This window comes from Methylosinus sp. H3A, assembly GCF_015709455.1.
Classification (GTDB): domain Bacteria; phylum Pseudomonadota; class Alphaproteobacteria; order Rhizobiales; family Beijerinckiaceae; genus Methylosinus.
Genome location: NZ_JADNQW010000005.1, coordinates 3,352,129 through 3,366,707, shown reverse-complemented (window position 1 = coordinate 3,366,707; position 14,579 = coordinate 3,352,129). Strand labels below are relative to the sequence as shown.

At 65.0% G+C, this 14,579-nt stretch carries 18 protein-coding genes and 1 tRNA gene; 10 read left to right on the top strand and 9 right to left on the bottom strand.

Annotated features, from left to right (window positions below; all coding sequences use genetic code 11):
- Positions 1 to 8 precede the first annotated feature (8 nt).
- The 10 genes from urtC to ureG all read left to right on the top strand — a co-directional run bounded on the left by urtC (position 9) and on the right by ureG (position 7,651).
- A complete protein-coding gene (gene urtC / locus IY145_RS18510) occupies positions 9 to 1,130 on the top strand; it encodes an urea ABC transporter permease subunit UrtC (RefSeq protein ID WP_196409553.1) in 1,122 nt (373 codons plus the stop codon).
- Entirely contained in the window at positions 1,127 to 1,888 is a 762-nt protein-coding gene (urtD, locus tag IY145_RS18505; protein ID WP_196409552.1) for an urea ABC transporter ATP-binding protein UrtD, read from the top strand. The genes urtC and urtD overlap by 4 nt, the downstream gene beginning before the upstream one ends.
- 4 nt (positions 1,889 to 1,892) lie before the next feature.
- Complete coding sequence (gene urtE, locus IY145_RS18500) at positions 1,893 to 2,591, top strand: urea ABC transporter ATP-binding subunit UrtE (protein WP_196409551.1); 699 nt, start codon at positions 1,893 to 1,895, stop codon at positions 2,589 to 2,591.
- A gap of 65 nt (positions 2,592 to 2,656) precedes the next feature.
- Positions 2,657 to 3,400 carry an urease accessory protein UreD gene (locus IY145_RS18495; RefSeq protein WP_196409550.1) on the top strand — a complete coding sequence of 248 codons (744 nt, stop codon included), beginning with the start codon at positions 2,657 to 2,659 and terminating at the stop codon, positions 3,398 to 3,400.
- 107 nt (positions 3,401 to 3,507) lie between these two features.
- The gene (locus tag IY145_RS18490) at positions 3,508 to 3,810 is read left to right on the top strand and encodes an urease subunit gamma (RefSeq protein WP_026598472.1); all 303 of its coding nucleotides are present in this window, start codon (positions 3,508 to 3,510) and stop codon (positions 3,808 to 3,810) included.
- Entirely contained in the window at positions 3,807 to 4,130 is a 324-nt protein-coding gene (locus IY145_RS18485) for an urease subunit beta (protein WP_196409549.1), read from the top strand. Before IY145_RS18490 ends, IY145_RS18485 begins: the two co-directional genes overlap by 4 nt.
- Positions 4,120 to 5,832: an urease subunit alpha gene (gene ureC, locus IY145_RS18480; RefSeq protein WP_196409548.1), complete on the top strand. Its 1,713-nt coding sequence runs from the start codon at positions 4,120 to 4,122 to the stop codon at positions 5,830 to 5,832. Before IY145_RS18485 ends, ureC begins: the two co-directional genes overlap by 11 nt.
- A gap of 10 nt (positions 5,833 to 5,842) precedes the next feature.
- Positions 5,843 to 6,358, top strand: a complete 516-nt coding sequence (locus IY145_RS18475) for an urease accessory protein UreE (protein ID WP_196409547.1) — start codon at positions 5,843 to 5,845, stop codon at positions 6,356 to 6,358.
- Positions 6,351 to 7,031: an urease accessory protein UreF gene (locus IY145_RS18470; protein ID WP_246722095.1), complete on the top strand. Its 681-nt coding sequence runs from the start codon at positions 6,351 to 6,353 to the stop codon at positions 7,029 to 7,031. Before IY145_RS18475 ends, IY145_RS18470 begins: the two co-directional genes overlap by 8 nt.
- The gene (ureG, locus tag IY145_RS18465; RefSeq protein ID WP_196409546.1) at positions 7,028 to 7,651 is read left to right on the top strand and encodes an urease accessory protein UreG; all 624 of its coding nucleotides are present in this window, start codon (positions 7,028 to 7,030) and stop codon (positions 7,649 to 7,651) included. Before IY145_RS18470 ends, ureG begins: the two co-directional genes overlap by 4 nt.
- A 19-nt stretch (positions 7,652 to 7,670) precedes the next feature.
- On the opposite strand, the gene IY145_RS18460 is transcribed toward ureG, so the two are convergent.
- The 9 genes from IY145_RS18460 to IY145_RS18420 form a co-directional block, all read right to left on the bottom strand.
- On the bottom strand, positions 7,671 to 8,798 hold the full coding sequence (locus tag IY145_RS18460; RefSeq protein WP_196409545.1) for a diguanylate cyclase: 1,128 nt from the start codon (positions 8,796 to 8,798) through the stop codon (positions 7,671 to 7,673).
- A gap of 109 nt (positions 8,799 to 8,907) precedes the next feature.
- Positions 8,908 to 8,982: transfer RNA gene (locus tag IY145_RS18455), tRNA-Gly, on the bottom strand.
- Between the two features lie 23 nt (positions 8,983 to 9,005).
- Positions 9,006 to 9,536, bottom strand: coding sequence for a hydrogenase maturation protease (locus IY145_RS18450; RefSeq protein WP_196409544.1), 531 nt, complete (start codon positions 9,534 to 9,536; stop codon positions 9,006 to 9,008).
- A 1-nt stretch (position 9,537) separates the two neighbouring features.
- Complete coding sequence (locus IY145_RS18445) at positions 9,538 to 10,830, bottom strand: Ni/Fe hydrogenase subunit alpha (RefSeq protein ID WP_196409543.1); 1,293 nt, start codon at positions 10,828 to 10,830, stop codon at positions 9,538 to 9,540.
- Entirely contained in the window at positions 10,820 to 11,602 is a 783-nt protein-coding gene (locus IY145_RS18440; RefSeq protein ID WP_196409542.1) for an oxidoreductase, read from the bottom strand. Before IY145_RS18440 ends, IY145_RS18445 begins: the two co-directional genes overlap by 11 nt.
- A gap of 1 nt (position 11,603) precedes the next feature.
- A complete protein-coding gene (locus tag IY145_RS18435) occupies positions 11,604 to 12,458 on the bottom strand; it encodes an FAD/NAD(P)-binding protein (protein ID WP_312030608.1) in 855 nt (284 codons plus the stop codon).
- Complete coding sequence (locus IY145_RS18430) at positions 12,451 to 12,915, bottom strand: cyclic nucleotide-binding domain-containing protein (RefSeq protein WP_196409540.1); 465 nt, start codon at positions 12,913 to 12,915, stop codon at positions 12,451 to 12,453. The genes IY145_RS18435 and IY145_RS18430 overlap by 8 nt, the downstream gene beginning before the upstream one ends.
- Positions 12,912 to 14,048 (bottom strand): 4Fe-4S dicluster domain-containing protein, encoded by a 1,137-nt coding sequence (locus IY145_RS18425; RefSeq protein ID WP_196409539.1) that lies wholly within the window; start codon positions 14,046 to 14,048, stop codon positions 12,912 to 12,914. The genes IY145_RS18430 and IY145_RS18425 overlap by 4 nt, the downstream gene beginning before the upstream one ends.
- 153 nt (positions 14,049 to 14,201) lie before the next feature.
- Entirely contained in the window at positions 14,202 to 14,558 is a 357-nt protein-coding gene (locus tag IY145_RS18420) for a hypothetical protein (RefSeq protein ID WP_196409538.1), read from the bottom strand.
- Positions 14,559 to 14,579: the final 21 nt, after the last annotated feature.

Below are 14,579 nucleotides of genomic sequence, written 5' to 3'. Positions count from 1 at the left end.
CACGCAACATGCTCTACATCCCCCCTGCCCCATCACTCGCCACGCGGCTGTTCGGCTTGCGCGGCTGGCTCGCCTTCCTTGCCGCGGCGCTGACGATATTCATCGCCGCGCCGCTCGCCAATCTCGTCGCGCCGGAGGGCTCCTTCCTCCACCTCTCCGACGCCTCGGTCGCGCTCATCGGCAAGCTCTTCTGCTACGCCATGCTGGCGCTCGCCATGGATCTCGTCTGGGGCTATGCCGGAATTCTCAGCCTCGGCCATGGCATATTCTTCGCGCTGGGCGGCTACGCCTTCGGCATGTATCTGATGCGCCAGATCGGCCAGGACGGCAGCTATCATTCCGACCTGCCGGACTTCATGGTCTTCCTCGATTGGAAGGCCTATCCCTGGTTCTGGAGCTTTACCGATCATTTCGCCTATGCCGCCGCGCTCGCCATTCTCGCGCCGGCGACGCTCGCCTTCGTCTTCGGCTATTTCGCCTTTCGCTCGCGCATCAAGGGCGTCTATTTCTCCATCATCACCCAGGCGCTCACCTATGCGATGATGCTGCTGTTCTTCCGCAACGAGACGGGCTTCGGCGGCAATAATGGCTTCACCGATTTCAAGCGCATATTGGACTATCCGCTGGCGACGCCGACGACGCGCATGATCCTCTTCACGCTGACCGGCGCCTCCCTGCTCGCGCTCATTCTCGTCTCGCGCTTTCTCGTCTCCAGCAAATTCGGCCGCGTGCTCACGGCGATCCGCGAGGCCGAGAGCCGGGTGATGTTCTGCGGCTATGACACGCTCTCCTACAAGCTCGCGATCTGGACCTTCTCGGCGGCGATCTGCGGACTGGCCGGCGCGTTCTATGTGCCGCAGGTCGGCATCATCAATCCCAGCGAAATGTCGCCGGCCGCCTCGATCGAGATCGCCATATGGGCGGCGGTCGGCGGCCGCGGCACGCTGATCGGCCCGCTGATCGGCGCATTTCTCGTCAATGGCGCGAAGAGCTTTTTCACCGCCGCCATTCCCGAATATTGGCTGTTCTTCTTAGGGCTCCTTTTCGTGCTCGTCACTCTGCTGCTGCCCAAGGGCGTCATCGGCCTCTTCGACACGCTGGCCTCCTTCCGCAAGGAGCGCGCGCGATGATCGGCGAGCCGGATATCTCCAGCGGAGTCGCGCTCTATCTCGACGATGTGCAGGTCACTTTCGACGGCTTCCGCGCGCTGCGCGGCCTTTCTCTGTCGATCGACACGGGCGAGCTGCGCTGCATCATCGGCCCCAATGGCGCCGGCAAGACGACGATGATGGACGTCATCACCGGCAAGACGCGGCCGGATGTCGGAACCGTCTATTTCGGCCGCTCGCTCGATCTCACCAAGATGAACGAGCCGCAGATCGCCGCCGCTGGCATAGGGCGTAAATTCCAAAAGCCCACCGTGTTCGAGCATCTCACCGTATTCGAGAATCTCGAACTCGCGATAAAGGCCGATAAGAGCGTGCGCGCCTCGCTGTTTCGTCGCCTCACCGGGGAGCAGATCGACCGCATTAGTGAGTTGCTGGAGACGGTGGAGCTGGCCGACAAGGCCAAGGAGCGCGCCGGCCTGCTCTCGCATGGGCAAAAGCAATGGCTGGAGATCGGCATGCTGCTCGCGCAGCGCCCGCTGCTGCTGCTGCTCGACGAGCCGGTCGCCGGCATGACCGATCACGAGACGAAGCGCACGGCCGAGCTGCTGCTGTCGCTCGCGGGAAAACATTCGATCATGGTGGTGGAGCACGATATGGAGTTCGTCGGCGCCATAGCGCGCAAGGTGACGGTGCTGCACGAAGGCGCCGTGCTCGCCGAAGGTCCGCTCAGCGAGGTGCAGAGCGACGAGCGCGTCATCGAAGTCTATCTGGGGCGCTAGGACCATGCTCGAAATCAGCAGCCTCCATCAATATTACGGCAGCAGCCATATATTGCGCGATGTCTCCTTCACCGCGCCCAAAGGCGCCTGCACCGTGCTGCTCGGGCGCAATGGCGTCGGCAAGACGACGCTGCTGCGCAGCATAATGGGCGTCACGCCGATCCGCAGCGGCGCCATAAGCTTCGATGGCGAGGATATCTCCAAACTCTCGCCCAATCAGCGCGCCGCGCGCGGCGTCGCCTATGTGCCGCAGGGCCGCGAGATTTTCTCCCGTCTCACAGTGGAGGAAAATCTGCTGATGGGCATGGCGGTGAAGCCGGCCCGCAAAGCCTCCACCGTGCCGAGCGAAATCTATGAGATGTTCCCGGTGCTGAAGGAGATGCTGCGGCGCCGCGGCGGCGATCTTTCGGGCGGCCAGCAGCAGCAGCTCGCCATCGCCCGTGCGCTCGTCTCCGATCCCAAGCTCATCATTCTGGACGAGCCGACGGAAGGCATCCAGCCCTCCATCATCAAGCTCATCGGCGAGGTGATAAAGGGCTTGAGCAAGCGCGGCGATCTCGCCATTCTGCTCGTCGAGCAATATTATGACTTCGGCCGCGAGCTGGCGGATCATTACATGGTGATGTCGCGCGGGCAGATCGTCAAGCAAGGTCTCGGAGCCGATATGGACAAGGACAACATCAGGGATTTCGTGGCGTTGTGAACGGTCCTCAACGCGCGAGGGGCCGAATAGAATTGCGCTATGCGCAAGTTCAGGGAGCGAGCCGGTTGCGACATCTGGCGCAGGAGGCGCCGCTGAGGGCGCTGTTTCCCGCCGTCGAGCCTCATGAGGCGCCCGAGGCGGCGATCGTCAACACTGGCGGCGGAGTCGTCGGCGGCGATCACTATGCGCTGAACATAGAAGTCGAGGCCGGCGCCGCGCTGACGATCACCACGCCAGCGGCCGAGAAAATCTATCGCTCCGCCGGCGAGGACGCCGAGATCGTCACGCATCTTCGTTGCGGCGAGGACGCGCGGCTGGAATGGCTGCCGCAGGAGACGATCCTCTTCGACGGCGCGCGGTTGCGCCGATGCATCGACGTAGACCTCGCGCCGAGCGCGCGATTTCTCGGCGTCGAAACCATTCTCTTCGGCCGCCGCGCGAGCGGCGAATGGCTGAGCCATGGCGCCTTGCGCGACGCCTGGATGCTGCGCATCGACGGCAAGCTGGTCTGGGCCGACGCCATCGGCCTCGAGGGTGATATCGCCGCGCATCGTGACGCGCCTTTCGGAATTGGAGACGCCGCGGGCTATGCGACGATCGTCGTCGCCGGGCCGATGGTCGCAGATTTGCTGCCGCTGGCGCGCGATTGCGCGGCCGGGGCCGCGAGCCTCGTCAATGGAGTCCTGCTGCTGCGCTTCCTCGAGGATGATGCGTCGCGGCTGCGCCTCATGCTCGTCGAGGCGCTGGCGGCTCTACGGCCGCTCGCGACGGGCGGGCGAGGCGGCGCGCCGCGTCTGTGGATGAATTGAATAGCTGCGCCGGGGGTGCGAGCCTGAAGGCTCGCGGTCCGGGCGCGGGTCCTTGGACCGCGAGCCTTCAGACTCGCTCTTTAGATAAGCAAGTGGGAGGACGCGGAATGCATCTGACGCCGCGCGAAAAAGACAAGCTGCTCGTCGCCGTGGCGGCGATGGTGGCGCGCCGGCGCCTCGAGCGGGGCGCCAAGCTCAACTATCCGGAGGCGGTCGCGCTCATCACCGATTTCGTCGTCGAAGGCGCGCGCGACGGACGTTCGGTGGCGGAGCTGCGCACTCGAGGCGCGAGCGTGCTGACGCGCGAGCAGGTGATGGAGGGAGTGGCCGAGATGATCGAGGCGGTGCAGGTCGAGGCGACCTTCCCGGATGGCGTGAAGCTCGTCACCGTTCACGAGCCGATCCGATGATACCGGGCGAGATCATTCCCGCAGAGGGCGAGATCATCCTCAACGAAGGCCGCGCGACCATCTCGCTCGCCGTCGCCAACACGGGCGACCGGCCGATCCAGGTCGGCTCGCATTATCATTTCGGCGAGACCAATAGCGCACTGCAATTCGATCGCGCCAAGGCGCGCGGCATGCGGCTCGACATTCCGGCCGGCTCGGCGGTGCGATTCGAGCCGGGTCAGACGCGCATCGTCACGCTCGTTCCTTATGCCGGCGAGCGCGCGGTCTATGGATTCAATGGCGCGGTGATGGGACCGCTGGAGGGGCGCGATGGCGAATAAAATATCCCGGCGCGCCTATGCCGGAATGTTCGGCCCGACGGTGGGCGATCGCATTCGCCTCGCCGATACGGAGCTTTTGATCGAGATCGAGCGCGACTGCACCATCTATGGCGAGGAGGTGAAATTCGGGGGCGGCAAGGTCATCCGCGATGGCATGGGCCAGAGCCAACGCTCCAATGCAGAAGGCGCTGTCGACACCGTCATCACCAATGCCGTGATCCTCGATCATTGGGGCATCATCAAAGCCGATATCGGCATCGTCAATGGGCGCATCGCGCGCATCGGCAAGGCGGGAAATCCCGATGTTCAGCCCGGCGTCGATATCATCATCGGGCCGGGCACGGAGATCATCGCCGGCGAAGGCCGCATCGTCACCGCCGGCGGCATAGACACGCACATCCATTTCATCTGCCCGCAGCAGTGCGAGGAAGCGCTGGCGAGCGGCGTCACCACAATGCTCGGCGGCGGCACTGGCCCCGCCGAGGGGACAAAGGCGACGACATGCACGCCCGGCCCCTGGCATTTGAGGCGCATGCTGCAGGCTGCCGAGGGGCTGCCGGTCAATCTCGGCTTTTTCGGCAAGGGCAACGCCAGCCAGCCGCGCGCGCTCGTCGAGATGATCGAGGCCGGCGCGATCGGCCTCAAGCTGCATGAGGATTGGGGCTCCAGCCCGGCGGCGATCGATTGCGCGCTGACCGTCGCCGACGAATATGACGTGCAGGTCACGCTGCACAGCGACACGCTGAATGAGAGCGGCTTCGTCGAGGCGACGATCGCCGCCTTCAAGGGCCGCACCATTCACGCCTTTCATACGGAGGGCGCCGGCGGCGGCCATGCGCCGGATATCATCAAAGTGGCGGGCGAGCCCAATGTGCTCCCCTCCTCCACCAATCCGACGCGCCCGTACACCATCAACACGCTCGACGAGCATCTCGACATGCTGCTCGTCTGCCATCATCTCGACCCGAAGATTCCCGAGGACATCGCCTTCGCCGAGAGCCGCATTCGCAAGGAGACGATCGCGGCGGAGGATATTCTCCACGATCTCGGCGCGCTCTCCATGTATTCCTCCGACAGCCAGGCGATGGGCCGCGTCGGCGAGGTCATCATCCGCTGCTGGCAGACGGCCGACAAGATGCGCCGACAGCGCGGCAAGCTCGCCGGCGACGGCGCCGGCAATGATAATTTTCGCGCCCGCCGCTATGTGGCGAAATATACGATCAACCCCGCCATAGCGCATGGAATCGCCGATCTCGTCGGCTCGATCGAGCCGGGCAAGCTCGCCGATCTCGTGCTGTGGTCGCCGGCCTTCTTCGGCGTGAAGCCGGATCTCATATTGAAGGGCGGCAGCATTGCGATGGCGGCGATGGGCGATCCCAACGCCTCCATACCGACGCCGCAGCCCGTGCATTATCGGCCGATGTTCGCGGGCTTCGGCCGCAGCCTCACGCAGAGCTGCGTCACCTTCGTCAGCCGCGCCGCGCGGGAGGCGTCTGTCGCGCAGAAATATGGGCTCGAACGGCCGCTGCATGTCGTGACCAACACGCGCGGCGGGATTTCCAAGCGCAGCATGATCCTCAATGACGCGACGCCGAAGATCGAGGTCGATGCGCAAACTTACGAAGTGCGCGCCGACGGCGAGCTCTTGACCTGCGAGCCGGCGGCGGTTCTGCCGATGGCGCAACGCTATTTCCTGTTCTGAGGAGGCGAAGATGCGAGCGGCTCATGTTCTTCTCGCCGGAAGCTGGGACAAGAAGCGCGAGCGCGGAACCGCGACTCTCGACTGGGACGAGCGGCATCGCAGGCGGCGCAGCCTGACCAGCGATCAGGGCGAGCCCTTTCTGCTCGATCTCGCCGAAGCGGCGCGGCTCGCCGACGGCGACGGGCTCGCGCTCGAGGACGGCTCGGTGATCCGCGTGGTGGCGAAGCAGGAGTCGGTTCTCGAAATTCGGGCGGGGACGGCCGGACTCGCGCGCCTCGCCTATCATCTCGGCAACCGCCATCTCGCCATTCAGATTTTCGCCGATCGACTCGTCATTCGCGAGGATGCGGTGATCGCCGCCATGGTCGATGGGCTGGGCGGCGTCGCGACACGCCGCGAGCTGCCCTTCGATCCGGAAGGCGGCGCCTATGACGGTCATGCGACGCATGGTCATAACCATCATCATAATCACGATCGTCACCACGAACATGGCCACGCTCATGGTCATGGACATGGACATGGTTGAGCCCTGCGACTGGCTCCTAAAGCTGTTGACATGGATGTCGCCGGCCTATCCGGTCGGCGGCTTCGCTTTCAGTCACGGGCTGGAATGGGCCGTGGAGACCAGCGACGTCGGCAACCGCGGCGACCTCGAATCCTACATTGGCGCGGCGCTCGAAAAGGGCGGAGGCTGGAGCGATCTCGTCTTCCTCGCAGCGAGCTGGCGCGCCGCGCGCACGGATGACGCCGACGCCCTCGACGACGTCGCCGATCTCGCCGCCGCTTGGCGCGGCAGCGCTGAAACGGCGCTCGAATCGCGCCATCAGGGCGCGGCCTTTGCGCGCGCCACATGCGCCGCTTTTCCCGGGACGCCACTCGACGCGCTGGCGCAGCGCCGCGGCGACGAGATCGCCTTTCCCGTCGCCGTCGGCGCGGCGATGGCGGGTGCGCCGCTCGAGGCCGCGCTCATCGCTTTTGCGCAGGCCTTCGCCGCCAATCTCGTCTCCGCCGGCGTGCGGCTCATCCCGCTCGGCCAGACCGACGGACTGCTGGCGCTCGCCGCCCTCGCGCCCATCGTCACCCGCGCCGCGCACGTCGCGCAAGAAGCGCCGCTCGACATGCTCTCCACTTCCGCCCTGCGCATAGACATCGCGTCCATGCGTCACGAAACGCAATATACGAGGCTGTTCCGCTCATGACCGCGCCCCGCTCTCCCCATGGCCCCTTGCGCGTCGGCGTCGGCGGCCCCGTCGGCTCCGGCAAGACGGCGCTGATGGACCGGCTCTGCAAAGCGCTGCGCGACAAATATCGCCTCGCCGCGATCACCAATGACATCTACACGAAAGAGGACGCCGAGTTTCTCACCCGCTCCGGGGCGCTCGCGCCCGATCGCATCATCGGCGTCGAGACCGGCGGCTGTCCGCATACGGCGATCCGCGAGGACGCCTCCGCCAATCTCGCGGCTGTCGCCGAGATGAACCGCAAATTTCCGGACCTCGATCTGATCCTCATCGAGAGCGGCGGCGACAATCTCGCCGCCACCTTCAGCCCGGAGCTGGCCGACATCACGCTCTATGTCATAGACGTCTCGGCCGGTGACAAGATTCCGCGCAAGGGCGGCCCCGGCATCACGCGCTCCGACCTTCTCATCATCAACAAGATCGACCTCGCGCCGCTGGTCGGCGCCTCGCTCGAGGTGATGGACCGCGACGCCCGCCGCATGCGCGGCGAGCGGCCCTTCGTCTTCGCCAATCTGAAGGAGAATGTCGGGCTCGACACGATCGCCGCCTTCATCGAGCGCATGGGCGGGCTGATCTGATTTTTCGAGCGGGCAGCGATTATCGCTGCGCGACGAAGACTTGATTGCGGCCGCCCGATTTGGCGACATAGAGCGCCTTGTCGGCGGCCTCTTTCAGCGCGGAGAGATCGGGCGTCTCACGCCCGGAGAGCGCGATGCCGACGCTGACGGAGGCGAGGCCGTCGCCGAGCGCCGCCGCGGCGGAGCCATAGGCCGAACGAATGCGCTCGGCCACCGCGACGGCCCGCGCGCTGTCGACGCGCGTCAGCAGAAGCGCGAATTCGTCGCCGCCGATGCGCGCCAGAAAATCCTCGTTGCGAATGCTCTTGGCCGCCACCTCGCCGAAGGTGGTCAAGGCGCGGTCGCCCATCGAATGGCCGAAACTGTCATTGATCGCCTTCAGCCGATCGAGATCGAAGATGAGCAGAGCGGAATCGCCTTCGTCGCGCGAATTGCGGATCACCACATCGGCGTTGTGATCGAAGCTGCGCCGGTTGGAGAGCCCGGTCAGCGGGTCGGTCGCCGCCATGGACCGCTGGCGCGCAACGGCCCGCTCCTTCGTCACCGCCAGCAGCGCGAAGCCCAGCAGGAGTCCGTAGCTCAGCCCCTCCACGGAGATGGCGACGACGAAGGGCCTCGGATCGAAAAAGTTGCCGCGAGCCATCAACACCACCACCACGACAGCGACGATAGCCCCGAAACAGGCATGCGCGGCGGCGAGCACGGTCGTCGCCTGCAGCGTCAAAGTGCGTTGTCGGCGAAACGAGCCGAATTCGTCGGCGAGCAGGAAGGCGTAGACGGCGGAGATCGCGCAGCGGTCGACGATGCGAACGGCGTCGACGCTCAAGGAGAAGAAGAGAAGCCAGATCGCGCCGCCGACGAGCACCAGCCGCATATCCACGGGTCGGCCGCTGAAAACGCGCGCCCCGCCCCAGACCAGCCCGACTCCCCAAAGAGTGATCGCATTGCCGAGCCCGATCGCGAGAAGAGGATAGGATTCGCGAAACGACAGCAGAGCGAGGCCCACGCTGATCGCGAACTGAGCCGCACACCACCAGCGATATTCTGTGGCCTCCAGATCTTCGCGCCAGATGAGAAAGAGAAAGGCGCCCAGAACGGCGAAGACACAGGAATGCATCAGCAGCAACGTCGGGAGACAATCCGCCATGGTCACACGATCCGGATGAAACTTTCCGACCGTCTCCGCTACGAAAACAAGCGACGTATTCGAGAGAGGCGGTCGAAAAGGAAGCGCTGTCGAAACGAACTGCGCAAAATGGAGCGGGCGATGGGAATCGAACCCACGACATACAGCTTGGGAAGCTGTCGTTCTGCCACTGAACTACGCCCGCGAACCGCCTGAAGATAGCTTATCCTATAGGGTTTTTCCGTCGCGTGGGCAAGGTCGGTCGATTTTTCCGTCGAAGGACGACGCCTGCCCGGAAAGTTGCCGATCGGGCGCGCACTCCGCCAGGATCAGGCGCGCGGCCTCCGCTGCGCCCGCCGCCGCCCCTGCCGACAAAGCCGCGCCCGGCGCGAAGCTCACCCCCTCGATCGCGAACAGAACGCAAACGGGAGGAAGTCCGCCGAGCGCGCGCGCGAGGCCGATCGCCTCGGCGAGGCCGAAGCCATGGCTCGACCAGCCGATATCGCCCGAAAGCGCCGGTCGCTCGCCATGGAGGTCAAAGCGCCGCACTGTCCCGGGCGCCGCCCCGGAAAGAGAGGCGTCGACGATGATCGCCACGAGCGCCCCCTCGAGCGCATCGAGGACGAGCGTCGCCTCGCCGATGCATTCGACCACCTCGAGCTCCGCCATGGCGCTCCGGAGAAGGGCCGCGACGCGGCGGCCGATCGAGTCGTCGCCCCGATCCGGATTGCCGATGCACAGGACGATTCGACGCTCCATCTCACCCCCGATGGATGTCGAGCCGCAGAAAATGCGTCGAGCAGGAGATGCAGGGATCATGATTGCGCACCGTCTGCTCGCAGCGATGGCGCAGCTCCTCCTCCGGCAGATCGAGAAAGCCGCCGACGAGGCTCTTCAAATCCTCCTCGATCGTCCCCTGATTCTGCGAGGTCGGCGGCGTGATGACCGCCTCGGCGATCGTTCCATCCGCCTCGAGGCGATAGCGGTGATAGAGCATGCCGCGCGGCGCTTCCGTTGCCGCATGGCCGACGCCGGCGCGCGGCTCGATCGCGACGCAGGGCGCATCGGGCTCCTCATAGCGCGCGATGATGCGCAGCGCCTCGTCGAGCGCATAGACGGTCTCGACCGCGCGCACGATGATGCTGCGATACGGATTGGAACACACAGATCCGAGGCCCGCCTCCTGCGCCGCCTGTCGCGCGAGCACAGACAGAGCCTCGAAATTCAGCGCATAGCGGGCGAGCGGGCCGGTGAGATAGGCCTCATCGCCGTGGCGCATGCGCGCATGCAGCGCCGTCGAGCGCTCGACGTGGAACTCCTCGAAATGCGCGTCGAACTCGCGCGCGGCGATGTTTAGCCCGCGGCTCGACACGATGCGACCCTCGTTGAACGGATATTCGCCTTCGTGACGTAGCGCCACGAAGACATAATCGCGCGCGCAATCTGGAAAATCGAATCCGGCGACGAAGCGCACGACCTCCAGCGCCTGGCTCAGCGCCTGCTCGAGCCGCTCGCAGAGCGCGCGCAGCTCGCGCTTGCGCGGCGCGCGATAGAAGCCGCCGACGCGCACATTGATCGGATGAATCTCGCGCCCGCCGACGAGCGTCATGATCTCGTTGCCGGCCTTTTTGATCGCGAGTCCCCTCCGCACGACATCGCCATGATCGCGCGCCATCTCGACGCCGCCGGCATAGCCGAGAAAATCGGGCATATGCAGCATATGCACATGCAGCATGTGGCTCTCGATCCATTCACCACAATAGAGCAGGCGCCGCAGATCGCGCAGCGGCCCGGTCACGCGGACGCCGAGCGCATCCTCCATGGCATGGACCGCGCTCATCTGATAGGCGACGGGACAAATGCCGCAGATGCGCGCCGCTATGTCCGGCGCCTCGGTGAAGGCGCGCCCGCGGATCAGCGCCTCGAAAAAGCGTGGCGGCTCGAAAATGTTCAGCGCCGCGCTCTTCACCACGCCATCGCGCAGGACGATCTCGAGCCCGCCCTCGCCCTCCACCCGCGCCAGCGCGCCGACCGAAATCGTTCTAGTCGTCATGGCGTTCGCTCTCTTTGCGGAAGGCCTCGGCATCGGCGTTGAACGTGCGATAGACGCGGCGCAACGCCTCCTCATCCATGCCGAGCGCCGAGAGCTGCGCGCTCAGCGAGGGCGCATTGGGGGCCTCCATTGGACCAAAGCAGCCGTAGCAGCCGCGATCGTAAGACGGACACAGCGCGCCGCAGCCCGCATGAGTGACGGGCCCGAGGCAGGGCGTCCCATGCGCCACCATCACGCAGACATTGCCCTTCAGCTTGCATTGCAGGCAGACGCTATGCGCCGGCGTCGCGGGCTTGCGGCCGGCGAGAAAGCTCGAGATCACCTCGATCAGCTGACCCTTGTCGATCGGACAGCCGCGCAGCTCGAAATCGACCTTCACATGATCGGCGATCGGCGTCGACGTCGCGAGCGTATGGATATAATCCGGCCGCGCATAGACGATGGATGCATAGTCGCGGACATCGGCGAAATTGCGCAGGCCCTGTATGCCGCCGGCGGTCGCGCAGGCGCCGATGGTGACGAGCGCGCGCGAGCGTCGTCGCACATCCTGTATGCGCTCCGCGTCATGCGGCGTGGTGATCGAGCCTTCGACGAGCGAGAGATCATAATTGCCGCGGATCGGCGCGCGCGTCGCCTCGGGAAAATAGGCAATGTCCAGCGCCTGCGCCACGGCGAGCAGCTCGTCCTCGCAATCGAGCAGGCTGAGCTGGCAGCCATCGCAAGAGGCGAATTTCCACACGGCGAGCCGCGGCGCGTGATGTTGCGCGCTCATATCAGATTTCCTTTTTCGCAATGAGGCCACGCAATTGCGAATAGGGAAACACCGGCCCGTCGCGACAGATGAAGACCGGTCCGAATTGGCAATGGCCGCACCAGCCGATCGCGCATTTCATATTGCGCTCCATGGAGAGATAGATGCGCTCTTGCGGGACGCTCATCTCGATGAAGGCATTGGCGACGAAGCGCATCATGATCTCCGGCCCGCAGAGCATTGCGAGCGTGCGCGAGGGATCGAAGCTCGTGCGCGAGATCAGCGACGTCACCACGCCGACATTGCCGCGCCAGTCGCCGCGCGCATGATCGACCGTCGCCTCCACCTCGACATCGAGGCGGCCGCGCCAGTCCTCGAGCTCGTCGCGAAAGAGAATATCCTGCGGGCTGCGCGCGCCGAAAAGCAGCACGATGCGGCCATATTTCTCGCGCTCGGCGAATAAGCGATAGAGCGCCGGACGCAGCGGCGCGAGGCCGAGCCCGCCGGCGACGACGATCACATCGCGCCCTTGCGCCTCCTGCATCGGCCAGCCGCGCCCGAAAGGTCCACGCAGGCCGATCGGCTCGCCCGGATGCAGCTCGGTGAGCGCGCGTGAGACGGCGCCGACGGCGCGGATCGTATGAATGAGACGCGCGCCATCCGCAGGATCGCCGCTGACGCTGATCGCCGCCTCGCCGACGCCGAAGGCGGTGAGCATGTTGAACTGCCCGGGCGCGAAATCGAATGCGCCGCCTTCGATTTCCAAGGTCACGACATCGGCGATCTCGCGCCGGCGCTTGGCGATACGCGCGACGCGCGGAACCATGGGCGGAACGATGGAGTCGGCGGCGCGCGCCGTCGGATATGGGTCAGCCATGGGCGCCATAAATGTCGATCATCTGCAATCGCGCCGCCTGCAGCCGCTCGAGCAGCGGCGGCATGAAGCGCTTCATCATCTCATAGCCGAGCCGCGGATCGGCCTCGCTCTTGCGACGCAGGCAGGCGGCGTCGACGGCGATGGCGCGCACGAGATCGATCGCGCGCGCGTCATAGGTCCAGCGATAGGGCGGCACGAGCCAGGAGAGGCCGCAGAGCTCGCCCTCACGCAGTGTCTGCAAGGTCACGGCGCCGCGCGCGGGATCGCGCAGCTCGATGGCGACGCGGCCATTGCGCAGCAGATAGAACCAATCGGCGCCATCGCCTTCGTGGAAGAGATATTGTCCGGGGTCGAAGCGCGCATTCTTGGCGCAGCCGGAGACGAGCTGGACGATTCCCGCATCCATTCCGGCGAAAAATCGGTGCTCTTTGACGATATGCTCGATGCTCTCGATCATGTCGCGTCTTTCTGCGCGTCGCTTTCGCGAATGGCGCGCGCTTCCTCGGTGAGGTCTATGCCGACCGGGCACCAGACGATGCAGCGTCCGCAGCCGACGCAGCCCGAGGTTCCGAACTGGTCATGCCAGGTGGAGAGCTTATGCGTCATCCATTGCCGATAGCGCGATTTCACGCTCTGCCGAACGCTGCCGCCGTGAATATAGGAAAAATCCAGCGTGAAGCAGGAATCCCAACGCCGCGAGCGCGCGCTCTCGACGCCGACGAGATCGCTCGTGTCCTCGACGCTCGTGCAAAAGCAGGTCGGACAGACCATTGTGCAATTGGTGCAGGCGAGGCAGCGCGACGCGACATCGTCCCAGCGCGGATGATCGAGATTGCGCGCGAGCAGCTCGCGCACATCGCCGGCCTCGAGGCTGCGGCCCATATTGGCCGCCGTCCCCGCGAGAATCGCCTCGGACTCCTCGATCTCGCCGGTGGTCGCGGCGCGATGCGGCAATGTCTCCAGCAGCGCCCTGCCCGCCTCCGTCCCCGCCTCGACGAGAAAGGAGCGTCCGGCGACGATCTCGGTCAGCGCGAGATCGAAACCCATCGTCGCCTTCGGCCCCGTATCCATCGAGACGCAGAAGCACGCGCCGCCGGCGACGCCGCAATTCACCGCGACGAGGAAGACATCCTCGCGCCGCGCGCGATAATGCGGGTCGATGTAATCTCCGCCGAGGAAGACGCGGTCCTGAATGGCGATGGCGTGCAGCTCGCAGGAGCGCGCGCCGATGAAGGCGAATTTCTCATGTGTCTGAGGCTCGGCCTCGACGCGCAGCTCGTCGCCCTCGCGCCGCGCGCTCCACAGGCGCAGCACGGGCGGATGCAGGAATTTCTTCCAGGATTGCGGGCCGACGACATAGCCGAACAGCGCCTCGTCATTGCGACGCGTCAGGCGATAATGGCCGCCGTCCTGCTCGTCGCCGACGCCGCGCGGCAGATCATTCAGCGTCGCGATCTCGTCATAGACGATCGCCTCGTCGCGCACGGTGGGGCCGATGAGCGAATAGCCGCGCTGACGCAGAGCCTCGAGCAGAGCCTCGAGCCCTGCGGCGTCGACGATGGAGCGGGCCTCGGCCATGCCTTTGTCCATGTCACCACATCTAGCGTTCGAAATGCGGGCGTCGTCATCGCGACGAACGGCGTGAGAGCGTCGCGGATCATAATGAAGGCTCCGCCACTTTTGATCTCACCGAACTATTGCAGTTTCTCGACAAAAATCGAGGCGGCGCGCTGTCGCGCCGCTTCAGACGAGAATCATGACGATTGCAATGGCGATTTTGAAGATATTGTCGGCCGGCGCATACGCCATGCATCGGCCTGGATTCAGCGGATCATAGCTCAATTCGATCTCGTCGTTCGTTTCGGCGGCATTACGCACGCCGCCGAAGGTTTGCTGGACCTCAGAAACATATCGGCGACCGTGTATGACATAGGCGATCTCGATCAGATCGTCGATGACCTCGCCAGGAAGCGTCTCGCGTTTCACTATCGTTCCCGTCGCCCGGCCCCAACTTCTGTAGCGGAGCAGATTGAAAGACGCCAGAACCAGCAGCAGACAGCCCGGAATCACAAAAATGTGATGAGCGCTCGGGAGCAACATCTCAGGTCTCCGACCAGCCGC

Bases quoted from the DNA above. Each gene is read 5' to 3' on its own strand.
- IY145_RS18490 (WP_026598472.1), top strand. From the start codon at position 3,508: ATGCATCTGACGCCGCGCGAAAAAGACAAGCTGCTCGTCGCCGTGGCG.
- ureC (WP_196409548.1), top strand. From the start codon at position 4,120: ATGGCGAATAAAATATCCCGGCGCGCCTATGCCGGAATGTTCGGCCCG.
- urtE (WP_196409551.1), top strand. From the start codon at position 1,893: ATGCTCGAAATCAGCAGCCTCCATCAATATTACGGCAGCAGCCATATA.
- IY145_RS18475 (WP_196409547.1), top strand. From the start codon at position 5,843: ATGCGAGCGGCTCATGTTCTTCTCGCCGGAAGCTGGGACAAGAAGCGC.
- IY145_RS18440 (WP_196409542.1), bottom strand. From the start codon at position 11,602: ATGAGCGCGCAACATCACGCGCCGCGGCTCGCCGTGTGGAAATTCGCC.
- ureG (WP_196409546.1), top strand. From the start codon at position 7,028: ATGACCGCGCCCCGCTCTCCCCATGGCCCCTTGCGCGTCGGCGTCGGC.
- IY145_RS18420 (WP_196409538.1), bottom strand. From the start codon at position 14,558: ATGTTGCTCCCGAGCGCTCATCACATTTTTGTGATTCCGGGCTGTCTG.
- IY145_RS18445 (WP_196409543.1), bottom strand. From the start codon at position 10,830: ATGACGACTAGAACGATTTCGGTCGGCGCGCTGGCGCGGGTGGAGGGC.
- IY145_RS18460 (WP_196409545.1), bottom strand. From the start codon at position 8,798: ATGGCGGATTGTCTCCCGACGTTGCTGCTGATGCATTCCTGTGTCTTC.
- urtC (WP_196409553.1), top strand. From the start codon at position 9: ATGCTCTACATCCCCCCTGCCCCATCACTCGCCACGCGGCTGTTCGGC.
- IY145_RS18470 (WP_246722095.1), top strand. From the start codon at position 6,351: ATGGTTGAGCCCTGCGACTGGCTCCTAAAGCTGTTGACATGGATGTCG.
- IY145_RS18450 (WP_196409544.1), bottom strand. From the start codon at position 9,536: ATGGAGCGTCGAATCGTCCTGTGCATCGGCAATCCGGATCGGGGCGAC.
- IY145_RS18485 (WP_196409549.1), top strand. From the start codon at position 3,807: ATGATACCGGGCGAGATCATTCCCGCAGAGGGCGAGATCATCCTCAAC.
- IY145_RS18430 (WP_196409540.1), bottom strand. From the start codon at position 12,915: ATGATCGAGAGCATCGAGCATATCGTCAAAGAGCACCGATTTTTCGCC.
- urtD (WP_196409552.1), top strand. From the start codon at position 1,127: ATGATCGGCGAGCCGGATATCTCCAGCGGAGTCGCGCTCTATCTCGAC.
- IY145_RS18425 (WP_196409539.1), bottom strand. From the start codon at position 14,048: ATGGACAAAGGCATGGCCGAGGCCCGCTCCATCGTCGACGCCGCAGGG.
- IY145_RS18435 (WP_312030608.1), bottom strand. From the start codon at position 12,458: ATGGCTGACCCATATCCGACGGCGCGCGCCGCCGACTCCATCGTTCCG.